The sequence below is a fragment of the Streptosporangium sp. NPDC048886 genome, from assembly GCF_055586905.1.
On the sequence record NZ_JBVJHH010000019.1, the window covers coordinates 15,140 to 34,602 of the forward strand.

The 19,463-nt window shown below is 69.1% G+C and carries 17 protein-coding genes; 10 read left to right on the forward strand and 7 right to left on the reverse strand.

Going from position 1 to position 19,463, the window contains the following annotated elements:
- Window positions 1-71: 71 nt before the first annotated feature.
- Entirely contained in the window at window positions 72-1,457 is a 1,386-nt protein-coding gene (locus ACZ6R6_RS23645) for a serine hydrolase (protein WP_470096615.1), read from the reverse strand.
- A 180-nt stretch (window positions 1,458-1,637) separates the two neighbouring features.
- On the opposite strand from ACZ6R6_RS23645, the gene ACZ6R6_RS23650 reads away from it, so the two are divergent.
- The gene (locus tag ACZ6R6_RS23650; protein WP_470096617.1) at window positions 1,638-3,413 is read left to right on the forward strand and encodes a sensor histidine kinase; all 1,776 of its coding nucleotides are present in this window, start codon (window positions 1,638-1,640) and stop codon (window positions 3,411-3,413) included.
- A 22-nt stretch (window positions 3,414-3,435) separates the two neighbouring features.
- On the opposite strand, the gene ACZ6R6_RS23655 is transcribed toward ACZ6R6_RS23650, so the two are convergent.
- Window positions 3,436-4,257 (reverse strand): spermidine synthase, encoded by an 822-nt coding sequence (locus ACZ6R6_RS23655; protein WP_470096619.1) that lies wholly within the window; start codon window positions 4,255-4,257, stop codon window positions 3,436-3,438.
- A gap of 89 nt (window positions 4,258-4,346) precedes the next feature.
- On the opposite strand from ACZ6R6_RS23655, the gene ACZ6R6_RS23660 reads away from it, so the two are divergent.
- The 3 genes from ACZ6R6_RS23660 (at window position 4,347) to ACZ6R6_RS23670 (ending at window position 7,303) form a co-directional block, all read left to right on the forward strand.
- Window positions 4,347-5,888, forward strand: coding sequence for a penicillin-binding transpeptidase domain-containing protein (locus tag ACZ6R6_RS23660; protein ID WP_470096621.1), 1,542 nt, complete (start codon window positions 4,347-4,349; stop codon window positions 5,886-5,888).
- A gap of 72 nt (window positions 5,889-5,960) precedes the next feature.
- Window positions 5,961-6,548 carry a TetR/AcrR family transcriptional regulator gene (locus tag ACZ6R6_RS23665; protein ID WP_470096623.1) on the forward strand — a complete coding sequence of 196 codons (588 nt, stop codon included), beginning with the start codon at window positions 5,961-5,963 and terminating at the stop codon, window positions 6,546-6,548.
- A complete protein-coding gene (locus ACZ6R6_RS23670; protein WP_470096625.1) occupies window positions 6,542-7,303 on the forward strand; it encodes an alpha/beta fold hydrolase in 762 nt (253 codons plus the stop codon). Before ACZ6R6_RS23665 ends, ACZ6R6_RS23670 begins: the two co-directional genes overlap by 7 nt.
- A gap of 159 nt (window positions 7,304-7,462) precedes the next feature.
- Here ACZ6R6_RS23670 and ACZ6R6_RS23675 read toward each other — a convergent pair whose 3' ends face one another.
- The 3 genes from ACZ6R6_RS23675 to ACZ6R6_RS23685 all read right to left on the reverse strand — a co-directional run bounded on the left by ACZ6R6_RS23675 (window position 7,463) and on the right by ACZ6R6_RS23685 (window position 10,017).
- Window positions 7,463-8,347: a phosphotransferase enzyme family protein gene (locus ACZ6R6_RS23675; RefSeq protein ID WP_470096627.1), complete on the reverse strand. Its 885-nt coding sequence runs from the start codon at window positions 8,345-8,347 to the stop codon at window positions 7,463-7,465.
- 141 nt (window positions 8,348-8,488) lie between these two features.
- On the reverse strand, window positions 8,489-9,415 hold the full coding sequence (locus tag ACZ6R6_RS23680) for an aminoglycoside phosphotransferase family protein (RefSeq protein WP_470096629.1): 927 nt from the start codon (window positions 9,413-9,415) through the stop codon (window positions 8,489-8,491).
- The gene (locus ACZ6R6_RS23685; protein ID WP_470096631.1) at window positions 9,412-10,017 is read right to left on the reverse strand and encodes an alcohol dehydrogenase catalytic domain-containing protein; all 606 of its coding nucleotides are present in this window, start codon (window positions 10,015-10,017) and stop codon (window positions 9,412-9,414) included. Before ACZ6R6_RS23685 ends, ACZ6R6_RS23680 begins: the two co-directional genes overlap by 4 nt.
- 55 nt (window positions 10,018-10,072) lie before the next feature.
- Between ACZ6R6_RS23685 and ACZ6R6_RS23690 the strand changes: the two genes are divergently transcribed.
- From ACZ6R6_RS23690 to ACZ6R6_RS23700, 3 genes are all read left to right on the forward strand, one after another.
- Window positions 10,073-10,807 (forward strand): carbohydrate ABC transporter permease, encoded by a 735-nt coding sequence (locus tag ACZ6R6_RS23690; protein ID WP_470096633.1) that lies wholly within the window; start codon window positions 10,073-10,075, stop codon window positions 10,805-10,807.
- A gap of 24 nt (window positions 10,808-10,831) precedes the next feature.
- Window positions 10,832-11,275, forward strand: coding sequence for an ABC transporter permease family protein (locus tag ACZ6R6_RS23695; RefSeq protein WP_470096635.1), 444 nt, complete (start codon window positions 10,832-10,834; stop codon window positions 11,273-11,275).
- A gap of 261 nt (window positions 11,276-11,536) precedes the next feature.
- A complete protein-coding gene (locus ACZ6R6_RS23700) occupies window positions 11,537-14,866 on the forward strand; it encodes an NPCBM/NEW2 domain-containing protein (RefSeq protein WP_470096637.1) in 3,330 nt (1,109 codons plus the stop codon).
- Between the two features lie 189 nt (window positions 14,867-15,055).
- Here the strand turns inward: ACZ6R6_RS23700 and ACZ6R6_RS23705 are convergent, their stop codons facing one another.
- On the reverse strand, window positions 15,056-15,442 hold the full coding sequence (locus tag ACZ6R6_RS23705) for a nuclear transport factor 2 family protein (RefSeq protein WP_470096639.1): 387 nt from the start codon (window positions 15,440-15,442) through the stop codon (window positions 15,056-15,058).
- Window positions 15,443-15,530: 88 nt separating this feature from the next.
- Between ACZ6R6_RS23705 and ACZ6R6_RS23710 the strand changes: the two genes are divergently transcribed.
- The 3 genes from ACZ6R6_RS23710 (at window position 15,531) to ACZ6R6_RS23720 (ending at window position 19,028) form a co-directional block, all read left to right on the forward strand.
- Entirely contained in the window at window positions 15,531-16,094 is a 564-nt protein-coding gene (locus ACZ6R6_RS23710) for a TetR/AcrR family transcriptional regulator (protein ID WP_470096641.1), read from the forward strand.
- Between the two features lie 106 nt (window positions 16,095-16,200).
- Complete coding sequence (locus ACZ6R6_RS23715; RefSeq protein ID WP_470096643.1) at window positions 16,201-16,692, forward strand: hypothetical protein; 492 nt, start codon at window positions 16,201-16,203, stop codon at window positions 16,690-16,692.
- A gap of 725 nt (window positions 16,693-17,417) precedes the next feature.
- On the forward strand, window positions 17,418-19,028 hold the full coding sequence (locus ACZ6R6_RS23720) for a Coagulation factor 5/8 type domain-containing protein (protein WP_470096645.1): 1,611 nt from the start codon (window positions 17,418-17,420) through the stop codon (window positions 19,026-19,028).
- A 268-nt stretch (window positions 19,029-19,296) separates the two neighbouring features.
- On the opposite strand, the gene ACZ6R6_RS23725 is transcribed toward ACZ6R6_RS23720, so the two are convergent.
- The gene (locus ACZ6R6_RS23725) at window positions 19,297-19,446 is read right to left on the reverse strand and encodes a hypothetical protein (RefSeq protein WP_470096647.1); all 150 of its coding nucleotides are present in this window, start codon (window positions 19,444-19,446) and stop codon (window positions 19,297-19,299) included.
- Between the last annotated feature and the right edge of the window lie 17 nt (window positions 19,447-19,463).

The window sequence follows — 19,463 nt, forward strand, 5'->3', positions numbered from 1 at the left end:
GGGGCGAGGCCGTGACGCGGAGCGCGCCACGGCCTCGGAGCCGGCCGGGTCAGGTCCCGGCGGTCACCGGATCATCGGGTCCTGAACAGGGCGAACGCGCCCCGGCTCAGCGAGATGAGCTCCGGGGCGGCGGTGTTCTCGTCGATCACCGTCCGGGGGTCGCTGGTCAGCGTGGTGACGACATAGGACTTCCCGGACTTCCCGGCCTTCCCGGCGGGGCGGGCGAGGTAGCCCAGGTCCAGCACGCCGAGCTCGGAGCCGCCCTTGAACCAGGTCGCCGACCACTTCGCGGGGTCGAGACCGAGGCTGCCGTCGTTGGCCGACAGCGTCTCGTGCAGCCGCTTGGAGTTCAGCGCGGTCAGGCCGGCGTAGGCGCGGCAGACGTCACGCGGGGAGCCGAACCACTCCAGCGTGTCGATCTCGCGGGGCTTGGTCCAGTACTTGATGTCCGACAGCGACTGCTTGGCGACCGTTCCCTCCAGGTAGGCGAGCTTCTTCGCGGGACTGAGCGCGAGGTAGGACCTGGCCTGCTCCGGATAGTTCACCCCCTTGAGCAGGAACAGCTCCCGGGTGGTGAGGAAGGGGATGTTCAGCTTGGCGTGGCCGGACCACTGCCGCACCTTGGCCTCGACGGCCTTGCGTCCGACGGTGTGGATGAGGATGTCGGTGGCGGTGTTGTCGCTGATCGAGATCATCAGTTTCGCGGCCTCGTGGACCGTGGTGGTGCTGTTGTCGGGACGCTCGAACAGGCCTCCCTGGCTCGGGCTCTTCCACTCGGGCTTGATGGTGAGCTTGCCGTCCCAGCTCAGCTTGCCGTCGCGGATCTTCTCGGCCACCGCGCCCAGCACGTAGAACTTGAACATCGAGCCCAGCGGCCGCGGCCGGTCCGGCGCCACGGAGTGGACGATCCTGCATCGGCCCCGGGAGTCGATCTCGGCGGCGAGGAAGCCGACCTCGGGGGCGACCTTGCGCAGCCGGGTGTCGAGCTCGCTCCAGCTCCCGGGGACCGGGGGGATGGGTACGTCCTCGGGGGCGATCCGCAGCGAGTCGATCTTCCCGTCGCCGTCCACGGCCAGTGTGAGGACGAACTTCTGCCCGGCGACGGTCACCGGTCCGACCAGGAGGTCGGGCTTGACGGTGGTCAGCTTCTCCAGCGTGAGCCCCTTGAGCTGCGCGGTGAAGGCGTTGAAGTCGGCGGGCGGGACCGTCTTGAGGAATTTCGCGCTGAGGTGGTCCTGCAGCTCGCTCTCGGCGATGGGCGCCCTGGGCACGGCGTCGAGGAACCAGCTCAGCTGCCGGCCGGCCGGGCTGTCGGGGATCACCGGAGCCGCGGCGACCACCGGTGCGGCGGAGACGGCCGCCGCGGCCTGCCCACCGGCCGCGAGCACCGCCAGCGGCGCGGCCGCGGTGGCGAGGGCGAGGGCGAGGATGCGTGCCTGTCTGAACGGAAGTCGCACGGAAAGCTCCTGTCGGACCGGGGACGTCACCACCTCTCCGGTGGCCTTGATCCCAAACTAGGCAGGGCCGCGCGGCCGCGACACCCGGCCACCCTCCGTCCCGCGGGGTGCGGCAAACTGCAACGGATGTGCGGACAACCCCATAGACGGAGACTTCTGCGGCAGGTCACGCTCCCTTTCATGACTGCCGCGACCTCCTCCCGTGTGCTCGCCGCGGCGGCGGCCGCGGTGGCCGCGGCCGCGATCGTCGCGGGCGGCCTGCTGGAGACCGGCCTGCCCGCGCCGTTCAGCCAGTGGCTGTTCATCGTGGTGTGCCTGACCCTGCCCGCGATCGGCTGGCTCATCGCGGACCGGCGTCCCGACAACGTCTACGGCTGGCTGCTGCTGGCCACCGCGGACTGCCTGGGCCTCGGCGCGCTCGGCACCAGCCTGCTGCTGCGGGAAGGTATCGGCCAGGGCCCGCTGGCCGGCGTCGCCGCCGTGCTCGCCTCGCTGTTCACCGTCTTCTACGGGCTGTCCTGGGTCTTCATCCCCATCATGTTCCCCGACGGGCGCCTGCCCTCGCGCCGCTGGCGGGCCGTCGCCTGGATCGCCGCGGCGGCCGTCACCGCGCACTGGGTGGGTGTCCTCCTGTCTCCCGACGAGCTCTACTACTCCACCTTCCCGGGCGGCAACCCGCTCGGGCTCAGCGGGACGGCCGGGCTGGTCGTCGCCGCCGTGGGCGGCCTGGGACAGCTCGTGACCTTCCTGGTGGCGCTGGCCGTACTGATCTCCCTGATCGTCCGCTGGCGGCGGAGCGCCTCCACCGAGCGACGCCGGCTCCGCTGGATGGTCGCCGGGACCGTGGGCGCCCTGGGCGGGTTCGTGCTGATGGCCCCCTCCGCCTTCGAGGCAGGGGAATACAGCCCGGCCGTCTGGGTGGGTGTCATCAGCGCCACGGCCGCGCTGCCCGCCGTGATCGCGGCGGCGGTCTTCCGGCACAACCTCCTCGACGTCAGGGTGGGGATCAGGGGCTCCCGGCTCTTCCTGGTCTTCGACCTGCGGCCCACGGTGGATGAGCTGCTGACCGAGCTCGGCCCGGCGCTGGAGGAGGCGGAGCCGGTGGAGCAGCTCGGCAGGCTGGCCGGGGCCGTCCAGGCCGGGCTGGAGACCCGGTGGGCCGCCGTCGAGCTCGCCGACGGCACGCGGGTGGTGGCGGGGGAGGAGGACGGCGAGGCCGTGCTCAGCGTGCCGGCCGGGCTGGGGCGCATCGCGTGCGGCCCCAGGACGGTGGGGCGCTTCACCACCGAGGACCGGCGCCTCCTGCGGGCGCTGGCGGTGCCGATCGGGCTGGCGATCCAGAGCGCGGGGCTGGCGGCCCGGCTGGTCAACGCCGAGGAGGCCGAGCGGCGGCGGATCGAGCGCAACATCCACGACGGGGTCCAGCAGCAGCTCGTGGCGCTGATCGCCGGGCTGGAGCTGGCCCGGGCGACGGGCGGCGGTCCCGACAGCCTGGCGCTCCTGCGCGAGCAGGCCCGGCAGACCCTCACCGACCTGCGGGAGCTCGCGGCGGGCATCCACCCGTCCGTGCTCAGCCAGGGCGGCCTGGTGGAGGCGGTCGAGGAGCGCTGCTCGCGGCTGCCGGTGGCGACGATGGTGGCCGCCGACGCGGTGCTGCGGGCACGGCGCTTCCCCGACGAGATCGAGGGCGCGCTCTACTTCGCGGTGAGCGAGGCGATCGCCAACGCGCTCAAGCACGCCGCGGCCTCCCGGATCGAGGTACGGCTGGCGCAGGCCGGCGGGCGGCTCCAGGCGGTCGTCTCGGACGACGGGAAGGGCTTCGACCCGGCGCTGACCGGCCGCGGGGGGCTGGGCCCGCTGGCCGACCGGATGGCCGCGCTCGGCGGGGGACTGGAGCTGACCGGCAGCCCGGGAGAGGGCACGCGCCTGCGCGCCTGGGTGCCGGCGCCCGGCTGACGGCCGTGCGGTCCGGCCGCGCTCAGCCGAACACCGCCGGCGGCGGGACGGGCACGACGACGGGGTCGCCGTCGTTGAGCGGGGGCGCTCCGGCGACGAACCTGGTCAGGTCGTCCCCGTAGACGCACCGGGCCTGGGTGAGGCCCCCGGCGGCCCGGCGGACCAGGCCGGTGAGGGGCAGGCCGGTGCGGGAGGCGGCGACGATCAGGTTGCCGAAGCGGCGCCCCCGCATGACGCCGGGGTCGGCGAGCAGGGCCATGTGGGGGAAGACGCGGCCCACGGTGGCGAGCACCCGGCGCGCGAAGGCCAGGCCCTTGCCGTCGGCGATGTTGACCAGCAGGGTCCCGGCGGGGCGCAGGACACGGGCGACGTCGCCCATGTATTCGGAGGTGGCCAGGTCGAGCGGCATCGTGGCGCCGCTGAAGGCGTCCAGCACGACCAGGTCGGCCGAGCCGTCCTGGAGCCCGGCGGTCGCCGTACGGCCGTCAAGGATCTTCACCTTGAGCCGCGGCACCGACTTCAGCCTGAGTTGGTCCCTGACGAGCTGCACGAGGCCGCCGTCCGGCTCGGCGACGGTCTGCCGCGACCCCGGGCGGGTCGCCGCCACGTAACGGGGCAGGGTGCAGGCGCAGCCCCCCACGTGCACGGCGTCGAGCGGGCCCTCGTCGAGAAGGTCGATCACGGTGGCCATCAGCCGGACGTATTCGAAGTCGAGGTAGGTCGGATCCTCCAGGTCCACGTAGGACTGGGGCACGCCATCCTTGGAGATCACCCAGCCGGAGGGCCGGTCGAGATCCCCCAGGAGCTCCACCTCGCCGAAGGTCACCGGATAACGGCCTGGCATCGGCCCTCGCGGTTCCCGCCTGACCATCACCTTTGATCCTCTTTCCTCTGATATACAACAACCCGGGGGACACCCTTGGGAGAAACCGTATGCGTAGTCGAGCGGTCCTCACACTCATCATCGTCGTTCTCACCGTCATCGCCGCCGGCGTCTACGTGCTGGTCCGCCCGAGGGAGGCGGAGGGGCGCAAGGTGGCCGGCCCCGAGGAGACGGCGCTGGCCTATCTGACGGCCTGGGAGAACAGCGACATCGGCGCGATGGGCCGCCTGGTCGCCGACCGGCCCGCCGACTTCGCCGAGCGGCACCGCGCCCTCGCCCGGGATCTGGAGATCGAGACGCTGGAGCTGACGCCGGGCACGTTGAGGCGGCAGGGGGACCGGTCGGCCGAGCTGCCCTTCCAGGGAGTCAGGGAGATCAAGGACCTCGGGGCCTGGCCGTTCTCCTCGACACTGCGGCTGGCCCTGCGGGAGGGGCGGTGGAAGGTGCTCTGGGCGCCGGAGACGCTCCACCCGGCGCTGAAGGACGGCGGGCGGATCCGGCTCAGGGAGACTCCGGCGCCCGCGGCCGAGCTGGTCACCCGCTCCGGCGCGCGCTTCCCGCGCGACAGCGGGGCCGAGCGCTACCTCGACATGCTGGGGGCCGACCTGGACGAGACCGACAGCGGCTACGTCCTGGAGGCGGTCCAGGCGGACGGGACGGCACGGGAGCTGACGGCGTTCGCGCCGCCGGCCGTCGAAAGGGTCCGCACCACCTTCTCCCGGCCGGTCCAGGCCGCGGCGGCCCGGGCGCTGGACGGCGTGGACCGGCCCGCGGCGATCGTCGCCGTCCGGACCGACACCGGCGAGGTGCTCGCGGTCGCCGACCGGCTGGGCCGGGAGCTGGGCGGCCAGGCCGCCATCCGCGGCCGCTACCCGCCGGGCTCGACGTTCAAGGTGGTCACCGCCGCCGCGCTGCTCGCCGGCGGCCTCACCCCGGACTCGCCGGTGACGTGCCCGGCGACCTACACGCCCCCGAACGGCCAGGAGGTCACCAACGCGGGAGGATCCGGCATTCCCGGGGCCCTCACGCTGAGCGGCGCCTTCGCGGCCTCCTGCAACACGACCTTCGTCGAGCAGTCGATCCGCCTGCTGTCCGACGGCGGCCTGGTGCGGGCCGCCGAGCTGTTCGGGTTCAACAAGGACCTCAAGGGCCCCGGGGTCTGCGGCGAGATCAGACCGCACACGGACCTCGACGGGCTCCGCTCCGACGCCATCGGCCAGAACTCCGTGGTGGCCAGCCCGCTCTGCATGGCCCTGGCCGCCGCCGCCGTGCGGGACGGCGCCTGGCACCAGCCGATCATGGCGAGGCTGCCGGTGCGGACCGGCGAGGCGGTCCCGCTGCCGCCGGGCGTGGCCGCGGGCCTGCGCACGATGATGCGGGAGGTCGTGACGGCCGGCACCGCCTCGGCCGTTCCCTTCCCGGCGGGTACGGCGGGCAAGACGGGGACGGCCGAAGTGGGAGGGGGCGGACGGGAGCACGCCTGGTTCGTCGGCTACCGCGGCAAGACCGCCTTCGCCGTCCTGGTGAAGAACGGCGGGAGCGGCGCGGAGGCGGCCGCGCCCATCGCGGCGCGCTTCCTGCGGGCGCTCTGAGGCCGCCCGGCGGGGCTGCCCGCCGCGTGCTACGCTGTGAACAAAAAACTGATCTGTTCATATGGAGGCATTGTGCCGCCGGCGTTCTCCGCGGAAGAGCGGTTGCGGATCACCGAACAGTTGCTCGACACCGCCACCCGCCTCTTCTCGACCCAAGGATTGCGCAAGACGTCCCTGGAGGAGCTGACCGCTCCCGCGGGCATCGCCAAGAGCTCGCTGTACACCTTCTTCGCCTCGAAGGAGGAGCTGTACTTCGAGGCGATGCTGAGGCAGAGCGAGGAGGTACGGCGGCGCGTGATCGACGAAGGCCTCAACCGCGGCAGCGACACCCGCGACGCGCTGCGGCGCTTCCTGCACGCCACCGTCGCCGAACTCAACGTCAACCCGCTCTACCGCCGCTTGATGTCCCACCCCCAGGAAATGGCCACCGTCGCCGCCAAGCTCACCCCTGAGCGCATGGCCGCCGCGGCGGGCGGCCCGATGGTCGACGTGCTGCAGTTCCTCGACACCCATCTGGAAGGCGACCCTCAGATACTGCTGGGCGTCCTGCGCGCGGTCCTGCTTACCCCGCTGCATGCCGAACACCTGGGCGCCGAGATCTACCCAGCGGTGATGGACCGCCTGATCGACGCGGTCACAGACGGGATCACCACATGCTGAACGGCCTGCCCTACCTGTCGGCCGGTGAAGGGGCGCCCCTGGTCGTCCTGCTCTACACCCCGCAAGCGGCCAGCCCGACCGGCCTGGCGCGCTGGTCCACGATGCGGATGATACGACCGTTCACCAAGCACTTCACCGTCTACGTCGTCAACCGCCCACCAGGGCTGCCGCCGACCACGACGATGCCCGACCTCGCCGCCGTCTATGCGCAAGCGATCAAAACCACCTTCGAAGGCCCGGTGAACATGCTGGCCGTCTCCACCGGCGGCTCCATCGCCCTGCAACTCGCCGCCGACCACCCCGACCTGGTCGACCGCCTGGTCCTCGTGGGCACGGCCTGCACTCTCGGCCCGGTCGGCAAGCGAGCCCAGCGCGCCTACATCGGACGCGCACGCCAAGGCAGGCGGCCAAGCCCCGCGCTGGCCGAGATCGTCACCGAATCGGCCGGCGGGCGGAGACTGCTCAAAGGCCTGCTGTGGCTGTCGGACAGCGGCCAGAAGGACCACACCGACGCCGTCACCGTGCTCAACGCCGAGGACGGCTTCGACCTGCGCGGCCGGCTGCACGACATCAAGGCTGCCACGCTGCTGATCCAGGGAGGCAAGGACCTCGTCTACCCGCTGGAACTGGCCCGTCAGACAGTCGAGGGCATCCCCGACGCCCAACTCGTCGTCTACCCAGGCCGCAGCCACAGCGGCACATTCACCGACGAGCGCTTCGCCCCCGACGCGCTGGCCTTCCTGACAGACACTTGATCAAAGCTGACCGTCGCCCGCCGGATCTCCCCTACTTGGCAGGCTTCGACCGCCCACCTGGTGGCTGCCGCCCCCCTCCCTGACCGCCTAGTTATGTCAGGAAACGTCGTGGCTGCGGTGGCCGCCGTCCGTGGGCTCCCGGGTCTGTGCCAGCCGCTGTCAGGGGCGCAGCCGGTGGAACAGCTCTACTCGGGCGCGGTGGTATTCGACGTCCTCCTCGTCGTGCATCACCCCCGAGCGGACGGTTCTGTGGAAGTAGGCGTACTCCCTGCGGAGCTTGTGCCTGACGAGCTGAGCGAGCGACTCCTCGTCCAGGCGGGCTGCCGTGCCGCCCGCCTCGTGGTAGGCGGCCACGAACTCCTTGCTCGGCCCGGCCAGGTCGTCGCCCCACTCCAGGGCGGCGGCGGCCAGCTCCAGCTCAGGGGCGCCGACGAAGGTCTCGTCCCAATCGAGAACCGCCACGATCTGGCCGTCCCTGGCCAGGGTGTTGCCGGTGTAGAAGTCGCCGTGCAGGGGATGACGCACGGGATACTCGGCGTGGAAGGCGGCCAGCCAGCGGTCCAGGTCGGGGTCGTCCAGCTCGGCGGCGTCCTGGGGCGGATCGCCGTACAGGCCGGACTCCTGGAAGGCGGGCACCGGGCGCGGGCCGGGCCGGAAGTCTGCCAGGGACCTGTGAAGCCTGGCCAGCAGCCGGGCACCGGCTTCGCGTTGGGCCGGGATGTCGGAGTCCGGCCAGGCGCCCTCGACATACGGCCAGCAGGAGATCGGGCGGCCGCCCACGACGACGACTGTCGTCCCTTCGCCAGCCGGCAGCGGGGCGACAGCCTCGGGGAGGCCGGCGGCGGCGTGCCGGGCGATCGTGTGGCACCACTCCGACTCGGCGGCGGCGCGCCACGCCGGGCCGACGCGGATGACGTGCCCGTCGAGGCGGTAGGCGGCGGATTCCTCTCCGCCGTGCAACCGCTCACCCTCTCCCGTGACGCCCCAGGTCAGGGCCACGGCTTCGCGTATCTCACGGGTGAGGGGCGTGCTGACGTAGATCATCTCGCCAGCCTACGTGCTTCCGTTACTCTCCCCGCCCGGACGCCCGGACCTGCTGCCGCCTCGTCCGTCAGCCGGGGTGACTCACCGTTCTGAGCAGGGGCGTGGCGCAACGAACCCGGGCTTCACCGGTGACCAGGCGGGCTACGGAGTAGGCGCCCAACGGCGTAGCAGAGTCATGCCAAGGGCGACCTGGGCCGGTTCCAGCGTGGTCTTGCCGTCCTCGATGTCCCACAACGCGTTCTGCAGGATGCGGCCAAGCGTCCACCCGGTCGCCCGCTGCCGGTCCAGGCCGAGCACCTCGGTAAGGAGGTCGAAACGGCGGAGGACCGTGCGGGTCACGTCGCCGGTCGCCACCACCGCCTCCTCCCATCGGCTGTCCAGCGCCGGCCACAAGTCGAACCCGGGGTCGCCGGCCAGCGGTTCGGGGTCGATGGCCAGCCATGGTTCCCGTTGCCCGGCGAGGATGTTGTCGTAGTGCAGGTCCCAGTGCAGCAGACGCTCGCCGGGTTCGCCGATCAATTCGGCCACGGCGGACGCGCAGGTGTGCACCAGTTGCTGCTCGGCCGGGTCGCGCAACGCCGGTACAGCGCGTGGAACCTGGTCCAGCATGGCGGCGGCGATGTCGGCCAGGTGCCGCAGACCGGGTGGGGCGGGCACCGCGACCAGGCGCGCCATCAGCTCGGCGAGGATCTGCATGGCGGCATCGTCGTCAACCACCGATGACAGCGGCCGGGCCGCGTCCAGCCGTTCCAGCAACATGGTGCCGGTGTCCGGGTCGTGGTCGAGCAGGTGCACCACGCCGTTGCCGTTCCATGCCCGCAGACCGAGCGCGGCGCCGGCGTTGTCTTCGCTTACCTGCTGGAATTTCAGCACCGCGGGCGCACCATCCGTGCGGATCACCGGCAGCACGAGCGAGGCCATGCCGTGTTCTGCGGGGCCGTCCGGCCGTAGCGTCCAGCGGTCCAGGAAGTCCGCGGCCAGCCGGGGCAACCCGGCGATCCAGGCACGGCCGGACGCGTTGTTCTCACCGTACGACGCGGCGAACGCGTCGGGGATCGACATGCTCATGTCGGGTGTCTCCTTCGTGGGTTCCGGGTTGCTCGGGATACGAAGGAGGTCACGGGGGTGCCCGACTTCCGGGCGGGCGTCAAAACATACCTCAAGCCTAGCCGAACACGATCATGTTCGGCTCCGGAGCGTGGCGCTTGGCGCCTTCTGCGTCCACGGAGACCGGGGTCGAGAAACCCGGGAACAGCCGTTGGCGCTGAGAACGATCTTGCGCGAAGTGCGACGTCCGACTTCGCCGTGCGATCGCTCCACCTGGAGGTTTCTGGCCCGTGGACGATGCGGTGGATGGTGGAGCGTCCGACGCTGTACTCGGTGGCCAGGTGATCGGGGATCGGCACGAGCGCGCTTTCGTCGAGCAGCGCGAGCTCGGTGAGCATGCCGTCCAGTGAGCCGCCCAGCTGCGGCAGGTGCTGGAGGCCGAACGGGCCGTCCTGCCAGCTAGGGAACAGGGTGGCCGTGACCCTGTCGTCGATCTTCGCAGTACGGACGCCGGGGCCGACCGCGACAACCTTGCCGACCCCATCGGAGACCGGCACCACATCCGGTTTGGGGGTAGCTCGTCCTCGGTGAGTGCCTGAGCTGGGCTTTATGGGCGTGACCATTTTATCGGGGAACCGTCTTCTACCGTGGGCGCAGGCGTGTGAGGCGGTGGTGACAGTGGGTTCGTTGCTGGAGGAGCCGGCGCGGCGGGAGGCTGTGGTCCGGCAGCGGATCGCCGGGTTGGAGTCACGGCTGGAGGCTGAGCAGGACCGGTTGTCACGGCTGCTGATCACGCGGGAGACCGTTGAGGAGATCTTGAGCGAGGCGGCCCAACTGGTCCAGGAGCCCGCAGGTGATACTGCGGTCGTCGACGCCGCCGACGTGGCCGACTCGATGCAGGTGCGGCCGCCGTCGCTTGGTGTGGTGACAGTGCCGCCGTGGCAGCCGGGCATGAAGGTGGCGGTGTTGCCGCGCGCGTACCGGGACGCGGTGGAGATCATGATCGATGCCGGCAGGGCGTTGCGGGCCGTGCAGGTCCCGCTCATGCTGGGCCTGGCGCTCGCCCTGTCGGTCGCGTTCAACCCGGCGCTACTGCGGTTCCGCTCGTTCGTACGGCTCGGCTTCTTCCTGCCCATCGTCACCAGCCCGATCGCCTACGGCCTGCTCTTCGCTGTGCTGCTCGACCCGCAGTCCGAGCTGGTCAACTGGGCGCTCGGCATGGACATCCCGTGGCTGACCGACAAGTTCTGGGCCCGCATCGCCCTCAGGCTGGCGTTGGCTTGGCACTACGTGGGCTACAACGCGATGATCTACCTCTCGCGGCCGCAGGCACTGCCCGGCGACCAGTACGACGTGGCCATGATGGGCAGCGCCGGGGCCTGGCGGTGTTTCTGGCACATCACGCTGCCGTGACTGCAGCCGGTCATCCTGCTGACCGTGGTGATGGCCACGATCGCCACCCTGCAGGAGCGCGTCGGCTTCAGCCGTACGATCCTCAACTCCCTGCTCAACTCCGGCCTCTACACCCTGGCCGCTGGAATGGTCTGCGCGCTGGCAGAGTACGGCTCCGCAGTCTACGAGTTCCACGGCGAGGAACTCCTGCTCGGCCTGGTCGTCCCCGCCCAGGTCACCCTGGTGCCGCTTTTCAAGATGATGCCAGCCATGGAATGGCTCAACGCCTACCAGGCCATCATCCTGCCCAACCTGGCGCTGCCGTTCGGCATCTTCCTGATGCGGCAGAGCATGTCGGCCCTGCCCAAGGAGCCGTTGGCCGCCGGCCGCGCCGACGGCTGCGGCTATTCGTCCAGGTGGCGCTGCCGGCCATGCGGCCCGCGCCGGCCTATGGCCATCTACCTCTTCCTCTACCAATCCATGGAGTGACTCCTGTGGGGGTGTGATGTTGGCCAGGACGCTACACCCACTCTTGCAAGAGTTCAATGAAAATTTTCGCTCGATCGAGCCATTCCATGCCGAGGGCAGGCCGCCTCGCCCGTATACGCGCATGGGCGCGCGAAGGATAGCCGCCCTCGTCCAACTAAACAACTGTTGACATTGATCTTCGTGAAGCACTCAATAGGCCCCATAGTTCAACATCTTCCAACGCAGCGCTCCGGCTTCCTCGTCGAAAGGAATCGATTCCAGATGCGCCGTCTCACCCATGCGCTCCTGGCCTTGCTGGCTTCGGCCCTTGCCGTATCCGCCCTCCCCGGATTACCGGCCGAAGCGGCGGAGCCGTACGTTGTCGAGGCCGAGAGCATGGCGCTGTCCAACTTCACGACAGCCAGCGTGGAACACACCTTCAACGGCGCGCCGGTCGAGACCGTGAATTACATCCAGGGCGTTTCCGGCCATTCGAGCACCGCCACCAAGGCATTCAGCGGCGCCGCCGGCACCTACGACCTCATCACGCGCTACAACGGCAAAACCGCGGGTGGAGTCACCTACACGCTCGCGGTGAACTCCACCACCGTGGATTCGTGGGCCACGTCGCAGCGAAATGGTCGCGACTACACCGATCCCGCGAACATCGACACCCATACGTCGAGCAAAGTCAGGCTCAACAACGGTGACACCGTCAAGCTGACGGCCGCGTCCGCCAACGAGACACCGCGCGTCGACAAGATCACGATCCAGGAGTACGTGGGGCCGCCGACCAGCACGCTGAGTATCGATTCACCGAACGCGGCACTGAACGAGGGCTTCACCTGGGGCAAGAACCGGGCTTTGGGCATGACGTTCTACCCCGGGAACCCGATGATGGGGCACGAACCGGAGTGGTGGCGGCTGAAAGATCCCACGCACACCACGGTGATGCCCGGTTACTGGGGCGCCTATCTGAACCGGGAGTCCTTCTATAACAGGGACATCGCCCATCAGTCGGATGGCGCGCACGCGCTCGGCCTGGACGACGAGACCTTCGCCATGCTGAAGACGTTCGCCGGCGATGCCGACGATCCGGGCCAGAACGGCTGGCCGCTCTGGGCGCACAGCTCCTACGGGAGCATGTACTACATCGACGGCACGGGGTTTCGGGAACTGCCGTCGCCGTTCAACGTGATGGCCAAGGCCTACAAGCAGTACCAGTGGACGGGAAACCAGAACTGGATCAACGATCCGACCCTCTCGGCGTACTATGACTCGACCATGGGTTCGTTTCTGACCAACCACGAGGTGACGTGGAACGACGCGAATCCCGCCAGCGAGCAGCCGGTCGCGAAGATGCAGCCTGGCGAATACACGGCGACATTCTTCGAGTTTCCGAACGAACATCTCGTCTCCGCCGCCGATGCGCTGGGCTACCAGTACCAGTCGATGATCGCGTATTCGGCGATCCTGAAGGAAAAAGGCGACAACGCCAACAGCACGAAGTGGGCCGACCGCGCTCAGCGGGTACGCGACCACTTCGAGACGGACTGGTGGGATTCGGCGACCAACCGCTACATCCGCGGCAAGGACGCCGACGGCAAGGGTTACAGCAGTTGGGGGCATGAGGCCAGCTTCCTGATGATGTTGGCGGGGCTGGGCGACCACGGCTCCAGGACCGGCGACTACCTGGACTTCATCGCCGCCAACGACGACGACCTGAATGTCGAGGCGACCTCCTATCTGCCGGAGATGTACTACCAGTACAACCGTCCTTCGCAGGGTTGGGCGTGGCTCAAGAAGCTCATGGCCGACAAGAACGGATATCCGGAAATTTCGTTCATGGTGGTCAGCAGCACCATCGACGGCATGATGGGGGTGCAACCGGACGCCCCGCACAACAAGGTGGCCACCGTCCCGCGGTTGACCTCTGAGGTGCCGTGGGTGGAAATCGACCATCTCAAGGTCGGCGGCAACGACCTCAAGCTCAAGCACACCGGCACGACGGCCTCCACACTGACCAACAACTCCGGCTCCACCATCACCTGGGAAGCCCAGTTCTACGGGACCCTCTCCACGATCAACGTGAACGGCACTCCGCAGACGCCGCAGACCAAGTCGCTGTACGGCCGGACGGTTTCGTACGTGACGGTGCCAGTGACCGCCGGCGCGTCGGTGACCGCGACCGCCGGAAGCGCAGGGGGTGACACCACGGCCCCTACCGCGCCGACCCGCCTCGCGGCGAGCAAGGTGACCTCGAACAGCGTGGATCTGAGCTGGGCGGCGTCGGCTGACAACGTCGGAGTGACCGGCTACAGCATCTACCGTGGCACCACGCTGATCGGTTCGTCGACGGGCACGAGCTTCACGGCGACCGACCTTTCCGCCTCGACGCCGTACACGTTCACGGTGAAGGCGAAGGACGCGGCCGACAACAACTCGGCGGCCAGCGACGCGGTCAACGTCACCACCGCCATCAGCGGAAACGGGCAGACAGCCGATCTGAGTGATCTCACCTGGGTCAATGCCGTGAGCGACTTCGGCACCGTTCAGAAGAACAGAAGCGTCGGGTCAAACCCCATCAAGCTGGCCGGGACCGCCTACACCAAGGGCATCGGCACGCACGCCAACAGCGCCATCACCTACACCTTGAACGGCGGGTACGCGAAGTTCCAGGCGGAGGTCGGCGTGGACGACGAGATCTCCGCGGGCGCGACGGTCAGGTTCCAGGTCTGGGGCGACGGCGCCAAGCTGTACGAGAGCCCGTCGGCGCTGACGGCGTCAAGCCCGGCCCAGTCTGTCGACGTGAGTATCGCCGGGGTGACCTCGCTGGTGCTGAAGGTGACGGATGCGGGAGACGGGATCAACAGCGATCACGCCGACTGGGCGAACGCTCGACTTGTCGCTGCGGACACCCAAGCGCCGACGGCGCCGACCAACCTGGCGTCGAGCAACGTCACGTCGGGCAGTGCCCAGCTGAGCTGGACGGCGCCGACCGACAACGTCGGGGTGACGGGCTACGACATCTACCGCGGGACTGCGCTGGCCGGCTCGTCCACGGGGACGAGCTTCACAGCGACCGGGCTGTCGGCTGCGACGCCGTACACCTTCACGGTGAAGGCGAAGGACGCCGCCGGGAACGTGTCGGGTGCCAGCAATGCGGTCACGGTCACCACCTCCAGCGGCGCCGCGGTGTTCCTCAGCGATCTGAACTGGACCGGTACTCCCACCATCGGGTGGGGCACCCTTCACAAAGACCGGAGCGTCGATGGGCACACCCTCACCCTGAACGGGGCCACGTACGCCAAGGGGATGGGCACGCATGCGACGAGCAGCATCACCTACCCCCTGAACGGTGCCTATTCCCGGTTCCAATCGGATGTCGGGGTCGATGACGAGGTCGGCGCGAATGCGACGGTCACGTTCGAGGTCTGGGGCGATGGCGCCAAGCTGTACGAGAGCCCGTCGGCGCTGACTCCGTCCAGCGCGGCAGCCTCCATCGACGTCAGCGTGGCCGGGGTGACCTCGCTGGTGCTGAAGGTGACGGATGCGGGAGACGGGATCAACAGCGATCACGCCGATTGGGCGGGAGCAAAGCTAATACCATAGTGCGCCAGACCAGCGGGGAGCCCTTCCAGGGCGACCCGCCGGAGGCGAAAGTCGTGTCCACGATGGCCCGCCAGGCATTCATGTCCCCGGCCCAGGCCGGGCTGGAGATCGGGATGATCCTTGATCGACAGACCGGCGATCCCGGCCCCGCTGTTGACGTGGTAGCTGCGCATCAGGGGATCCCGTCCTTCAGCCGTCGGTGGCCAGCGGGACTTCGCCGGCGGTCTTGCTGTAGCCGAGAGCCTCGATGATCTGGCCGTCGCGCACGTGCATGAGGTTCACTCCGCTGACCCAGTCCGAGGGGCCGGGGCCGTAGTGGTAGTTCCAGCGGATCGTCGCCCGTTCTCCCGCGACCACGACCTCCTGCGGCTCGAACCGGCTGGTGCGGTCGTCCACGAGCGCGCCCCACCAGTCCAGGCAGGCCTGGCGGCCTGTGACGCGTTCCCCGGTGGGGGCCGGCTGGACGGACTCCATCACACAGTCCTCGGCGACCAGGTCCGTGAGCAGGTCGCGGTCGCGGTCGACGAAAGCGCGGTTGAAGCGGTCGATGACCTCGGCGGTGGAACGGAAGGACACAACTCCTCCAGATTTAGATAGATCGATCGGTCTACGTATATATATCGACCGGTTGATCTACTTGTCAATCCATGGGAGCCTGGCCTTCATGAGCGTTCGCACACAACCGGGCCCGCGAGAGCGACTACTGGCGGCCACTCACCAGCTGATCTACAGCCAGGGCGTGAACGTCGGCGTGGACGCGCTGCTCAAGGCGGCGAACGTGGCCAGACGATCGTTGTACGAGCACTTCGGAGGCAAGGACGGCTTGATCGTCGAAGTCCTCAGATCCGCCGCCGCCGACGACGCCGCCGACTACCGGCGCACCATGGACGCCGCCGGCGACAACCCGCGTGAGCGTCTGCTGGCCGTGTTCGACCGGCTCGGCGAGATCACTGCGATGCCCGGGTTCCACGGCTGTCGCTACCTGGCCGCCGACCTCGCCCTGACCGACCCTGACCACCCTGCGCACGAGATCACCCGCGACTACCGGCAGCACGTGCACGACCTCCTGGAGCGCGAACTGGTCGCGCTCGGGCACCTACGGCCCGAGCGCGGCGCCGACCAGCTCTTGCTCCTCATCGACGGCATCCTCGCCGCCGGGGCGACCCGCCCCGGCACCGACCCGGCGGCCGCCGCGCGGGAACTGGCCGAACGCGTCATCGCCCCGTGACCCGCGCGGCCGGGATGTCTGCAGGGTCCCCGCCCGGGTCGGCGTCCCCAGGAGAAAAGTAGCTCGACTCGGAACCTTTACCGGCGTTCCGCAGTCAAAGCAGAACATGATGAAGACGATGATCGGGGCCTCGCTCCTCGCCGGCTCGCTGCTGGTCTCCGGCGCCACCACGGCGGACGCCCAGACGGAGCCGACGCTGGGTCCCTACGGTTACGGCGCCGTCAAGTTCGGCATGACCGTCAAGCAGGCCAAGTCGACGGGGGACGTCGTCAAGAAGACGCCGGGCAACGGCGGCTGCTCCGGGTGGGACCTGAAGAAGTTCCCGACCCCCAAGGACTCGGTCGGCCTCTACATCTCGCCAAAGGTGGGACTGGCCGCCATCTTCGCCGCGAAAGGCATGAAAACCCCGGAAGGTATCAAGATCGGCTCCACCGCCAGGCAGGTGAAGGCGGCCTACCCGCACATCAAGAAAGACGTCCACGGCTTTTATGTGATCACGGTCCCCGGCAACAAGAAGGCTTACTACACCTTCGGCGTCACGCACGGCAAGGTCACCGAGTACGGCATCGCGCTCAAAAAGCAGGACTGTTTCAACTAGTGGAGTAAGTCTCCTGAGTCAGGTCCTCCGCCCGACCGGGACATCCGGGAGGGCCGGGCCGACTCGGAGACCGATCCCATCCGCGTCGACGGGCCCGCCCGCCAGCGAGTCACCGCGGTCCCGTCCCAGGTGATCGACGGCCGTCCTGTCAGCTCCGGCGCGCCGACCGGCATCCGGTGCGGCCGGGGGCTCGACCACTGGAACGAGCGGAAATACGCCGACGCCGTGGTGACTGCCACCGACGAGGACGGGCGCCGATGGCTGATCATGGTCAAGCGTTCCGATGGCCACGGCTGGGCGCTGCCGGGCGCTATGTGGATGAGGGTGAGGATCCGGCGTCGGCGGCGGTCCGGCACCCCACCCTGGGCTGCTTCCTCACCTGGGCCCCTGTGGAACTCACCATGCTCCAGCGACTGCTCGCCACCCCCTCGCCGCAGGGGCGCGATGGGGAGCCGTCCTCCTGCTCTCACTCGTCGTGCCGACCGTCCTCGCAATCGACAGAGCCGTCCAGCGGCGGGCTCGAAAAATCGCCTGGCCAGGGAGCCCGCCGATCAGTGGTGAGCGTGATCTCGCTCTCCATTCCTGGCCGGGGGCGCGCCGGGGGCAGAAGTGGATGCCGTGCTCGAAAGGCGGAGCCCGATCGCACTGAATTCGAGTCGGACTTACATCTTGACCGGCGAGTAACAAAGGTGGACCCTGAATCAGCCGATTCGTGAGGTGCGCTCATGTTACGCAACATCATCAGGATCATCGGGGTGGCTTTGCTGGCCGCCCTGTCTCTGGCGGGGACCACCGCCACCGCCCAGACCGCCCCGGAATCTGAGGTCGGGGCAGTCGGGCAACCAGCGGGATCCGCGGACCCGGTCCGCGGCTTCGTCGACGGCCACAGCCATCTCATGGCAGACGAGGCATTCGGCGGCAGTCTGATCTGTGGCAAGCCGTTCGACCTCGACGGCATCGAGCACGCCCTGGTCGACTGCCCCGACCACCAGCCCGACGGATCGCTCGCCTGGTTCGAGAACTTCACCCGTCACGGCACCCCTGTGGGCAAGCACGACCCGGTCGGCTGGCCGACGTTCAAGGACTGGCCGGCCCACGACTCCCTCACACACCAGCAGGGCTACTACAAGTGGCTCGAACGGGCCTGGCGCGGCGGGCTCCGGATCTTCGTCAACGACCTGGTCGCCAACCGGCAGCTCTGCGAGATCTACCCGCTCAAGCACAACACCTGCGACGAGATGGCCATACTCAGGTTGGAGGCGCAGCGCACCTTCGAGCTGCAGGACTACATCGACGCCCAGAGCGGCGGTCCGGGCCAGGGCTGGTTCCGGGTGGTGAAGTCGACCGCCGAGGCCAGGCAGGTGATCGCGACCGGCAAGCTGGCCGTGGTCCTGGGCGTCGAGACCTCCGAGCCGTTCGGCTGCCGCCAGACCTGGGGCGTCCCGCACTGCACCAAGGCGCAGATCGACCGCGGCCTGGACGAGATGTACCAGATCGGCGTCCGCAGCATGTTCGTCTGCCACAAGTACGACAACGCCCTGTGCGGCGTCCGGTTCGACTCGGGGACCACCGGCGTGATCGTCAACATCGGCAACTTCCTGTCGAGCGGCTCCTTCTGGAACGCCAAGACGTGCACGGGCCCCGAGCACGACAACACGATCGACCCGGCCGGAGTGCTGCCGCCCGAGGTGGCCAAGTGGCTGCCGTTCGGCGTCGGCCTGCCGGTCTATCCCCCGGCGCCGCACTGCAACACCAGAGGCCTGACCTCGCTGGGCGCCCACATGGTCCAGGGGATGATGAAACGCGGCATGCTCGTCGAGCTCGACCACATGAGCGTCAAGGCCGCCGCCCAGACGCTCGACCTGCTGGAGAGCGCCAAGTATCCGGGTGTCATCTCCTCACACAGCTGGGCGGACCCCAGCTACTTCCGCCGTATCTACCGGCTCGGCGGCATGGTGACCGCGTACGGCTCGCCCGCCGACTCCTTCACCGCCGGCTGGCGCGCGACGAAGCCGCTACGTGACGAGTTCGGTCACCCCGGCTACGGCTACGGCCTCGACACCAACGGCATGGGCCCACTCCCGGGGCCCCGCCAGGGCAGCGCGGTCACCTATCCGTTCACGTCGCTCGACGGCGCGGTCACGCTCGACCGCCTGCGCACCGGTGACCGGGTCTGGGACGTCAACACCGACGGCGTGGCCCACTACGGCCTGGTCCCCGACTGGATCGAGGACATGCGCGAGTACGCCGGTGACGAGTTCGCCCAGGACATGCTGGCCGGAGCCGAGGCGTATCTGAAGGCATGGGGAGGAGCCGAGGCCCGCAGGCAGACCTGACGCCTCGAGCCCCTGGCAGGCCACTCCTATCGGGCGCCTGCCGGGGGCTCGTCAGGCTCGACGCCTACGCCCACCAGGCCCGCGAACCGCTCCATGCAGGTCAACGCCGTATCCGTTGGGAATTTCTTCATTGCTACCGGGACCCCTGAGGAACAGAGGTCACCACGTGCGTCCGCGCGTAAGGAACTCCGGAAACTCCACGAACTCCATGTATCCCCCGGCCGCCCGCTGAGAGCCCCGTCACCGGCGGGACTCTCAGTCGTAGGGGTCAGCTGCCGGCGGAGGCGTCATTGGGCAACGGCAGGTTCGGGCAGCTTTGCGCGAGTGCGGTCAGGGCGTCCTGCTCGGCGGGATCGGCGGTCAGGGACCAGCGCCACCTGCCCGCGGTCCACTCGCTGAAGTGCATCCTGAACCGCATGCGCCCCCCGGGCTCGG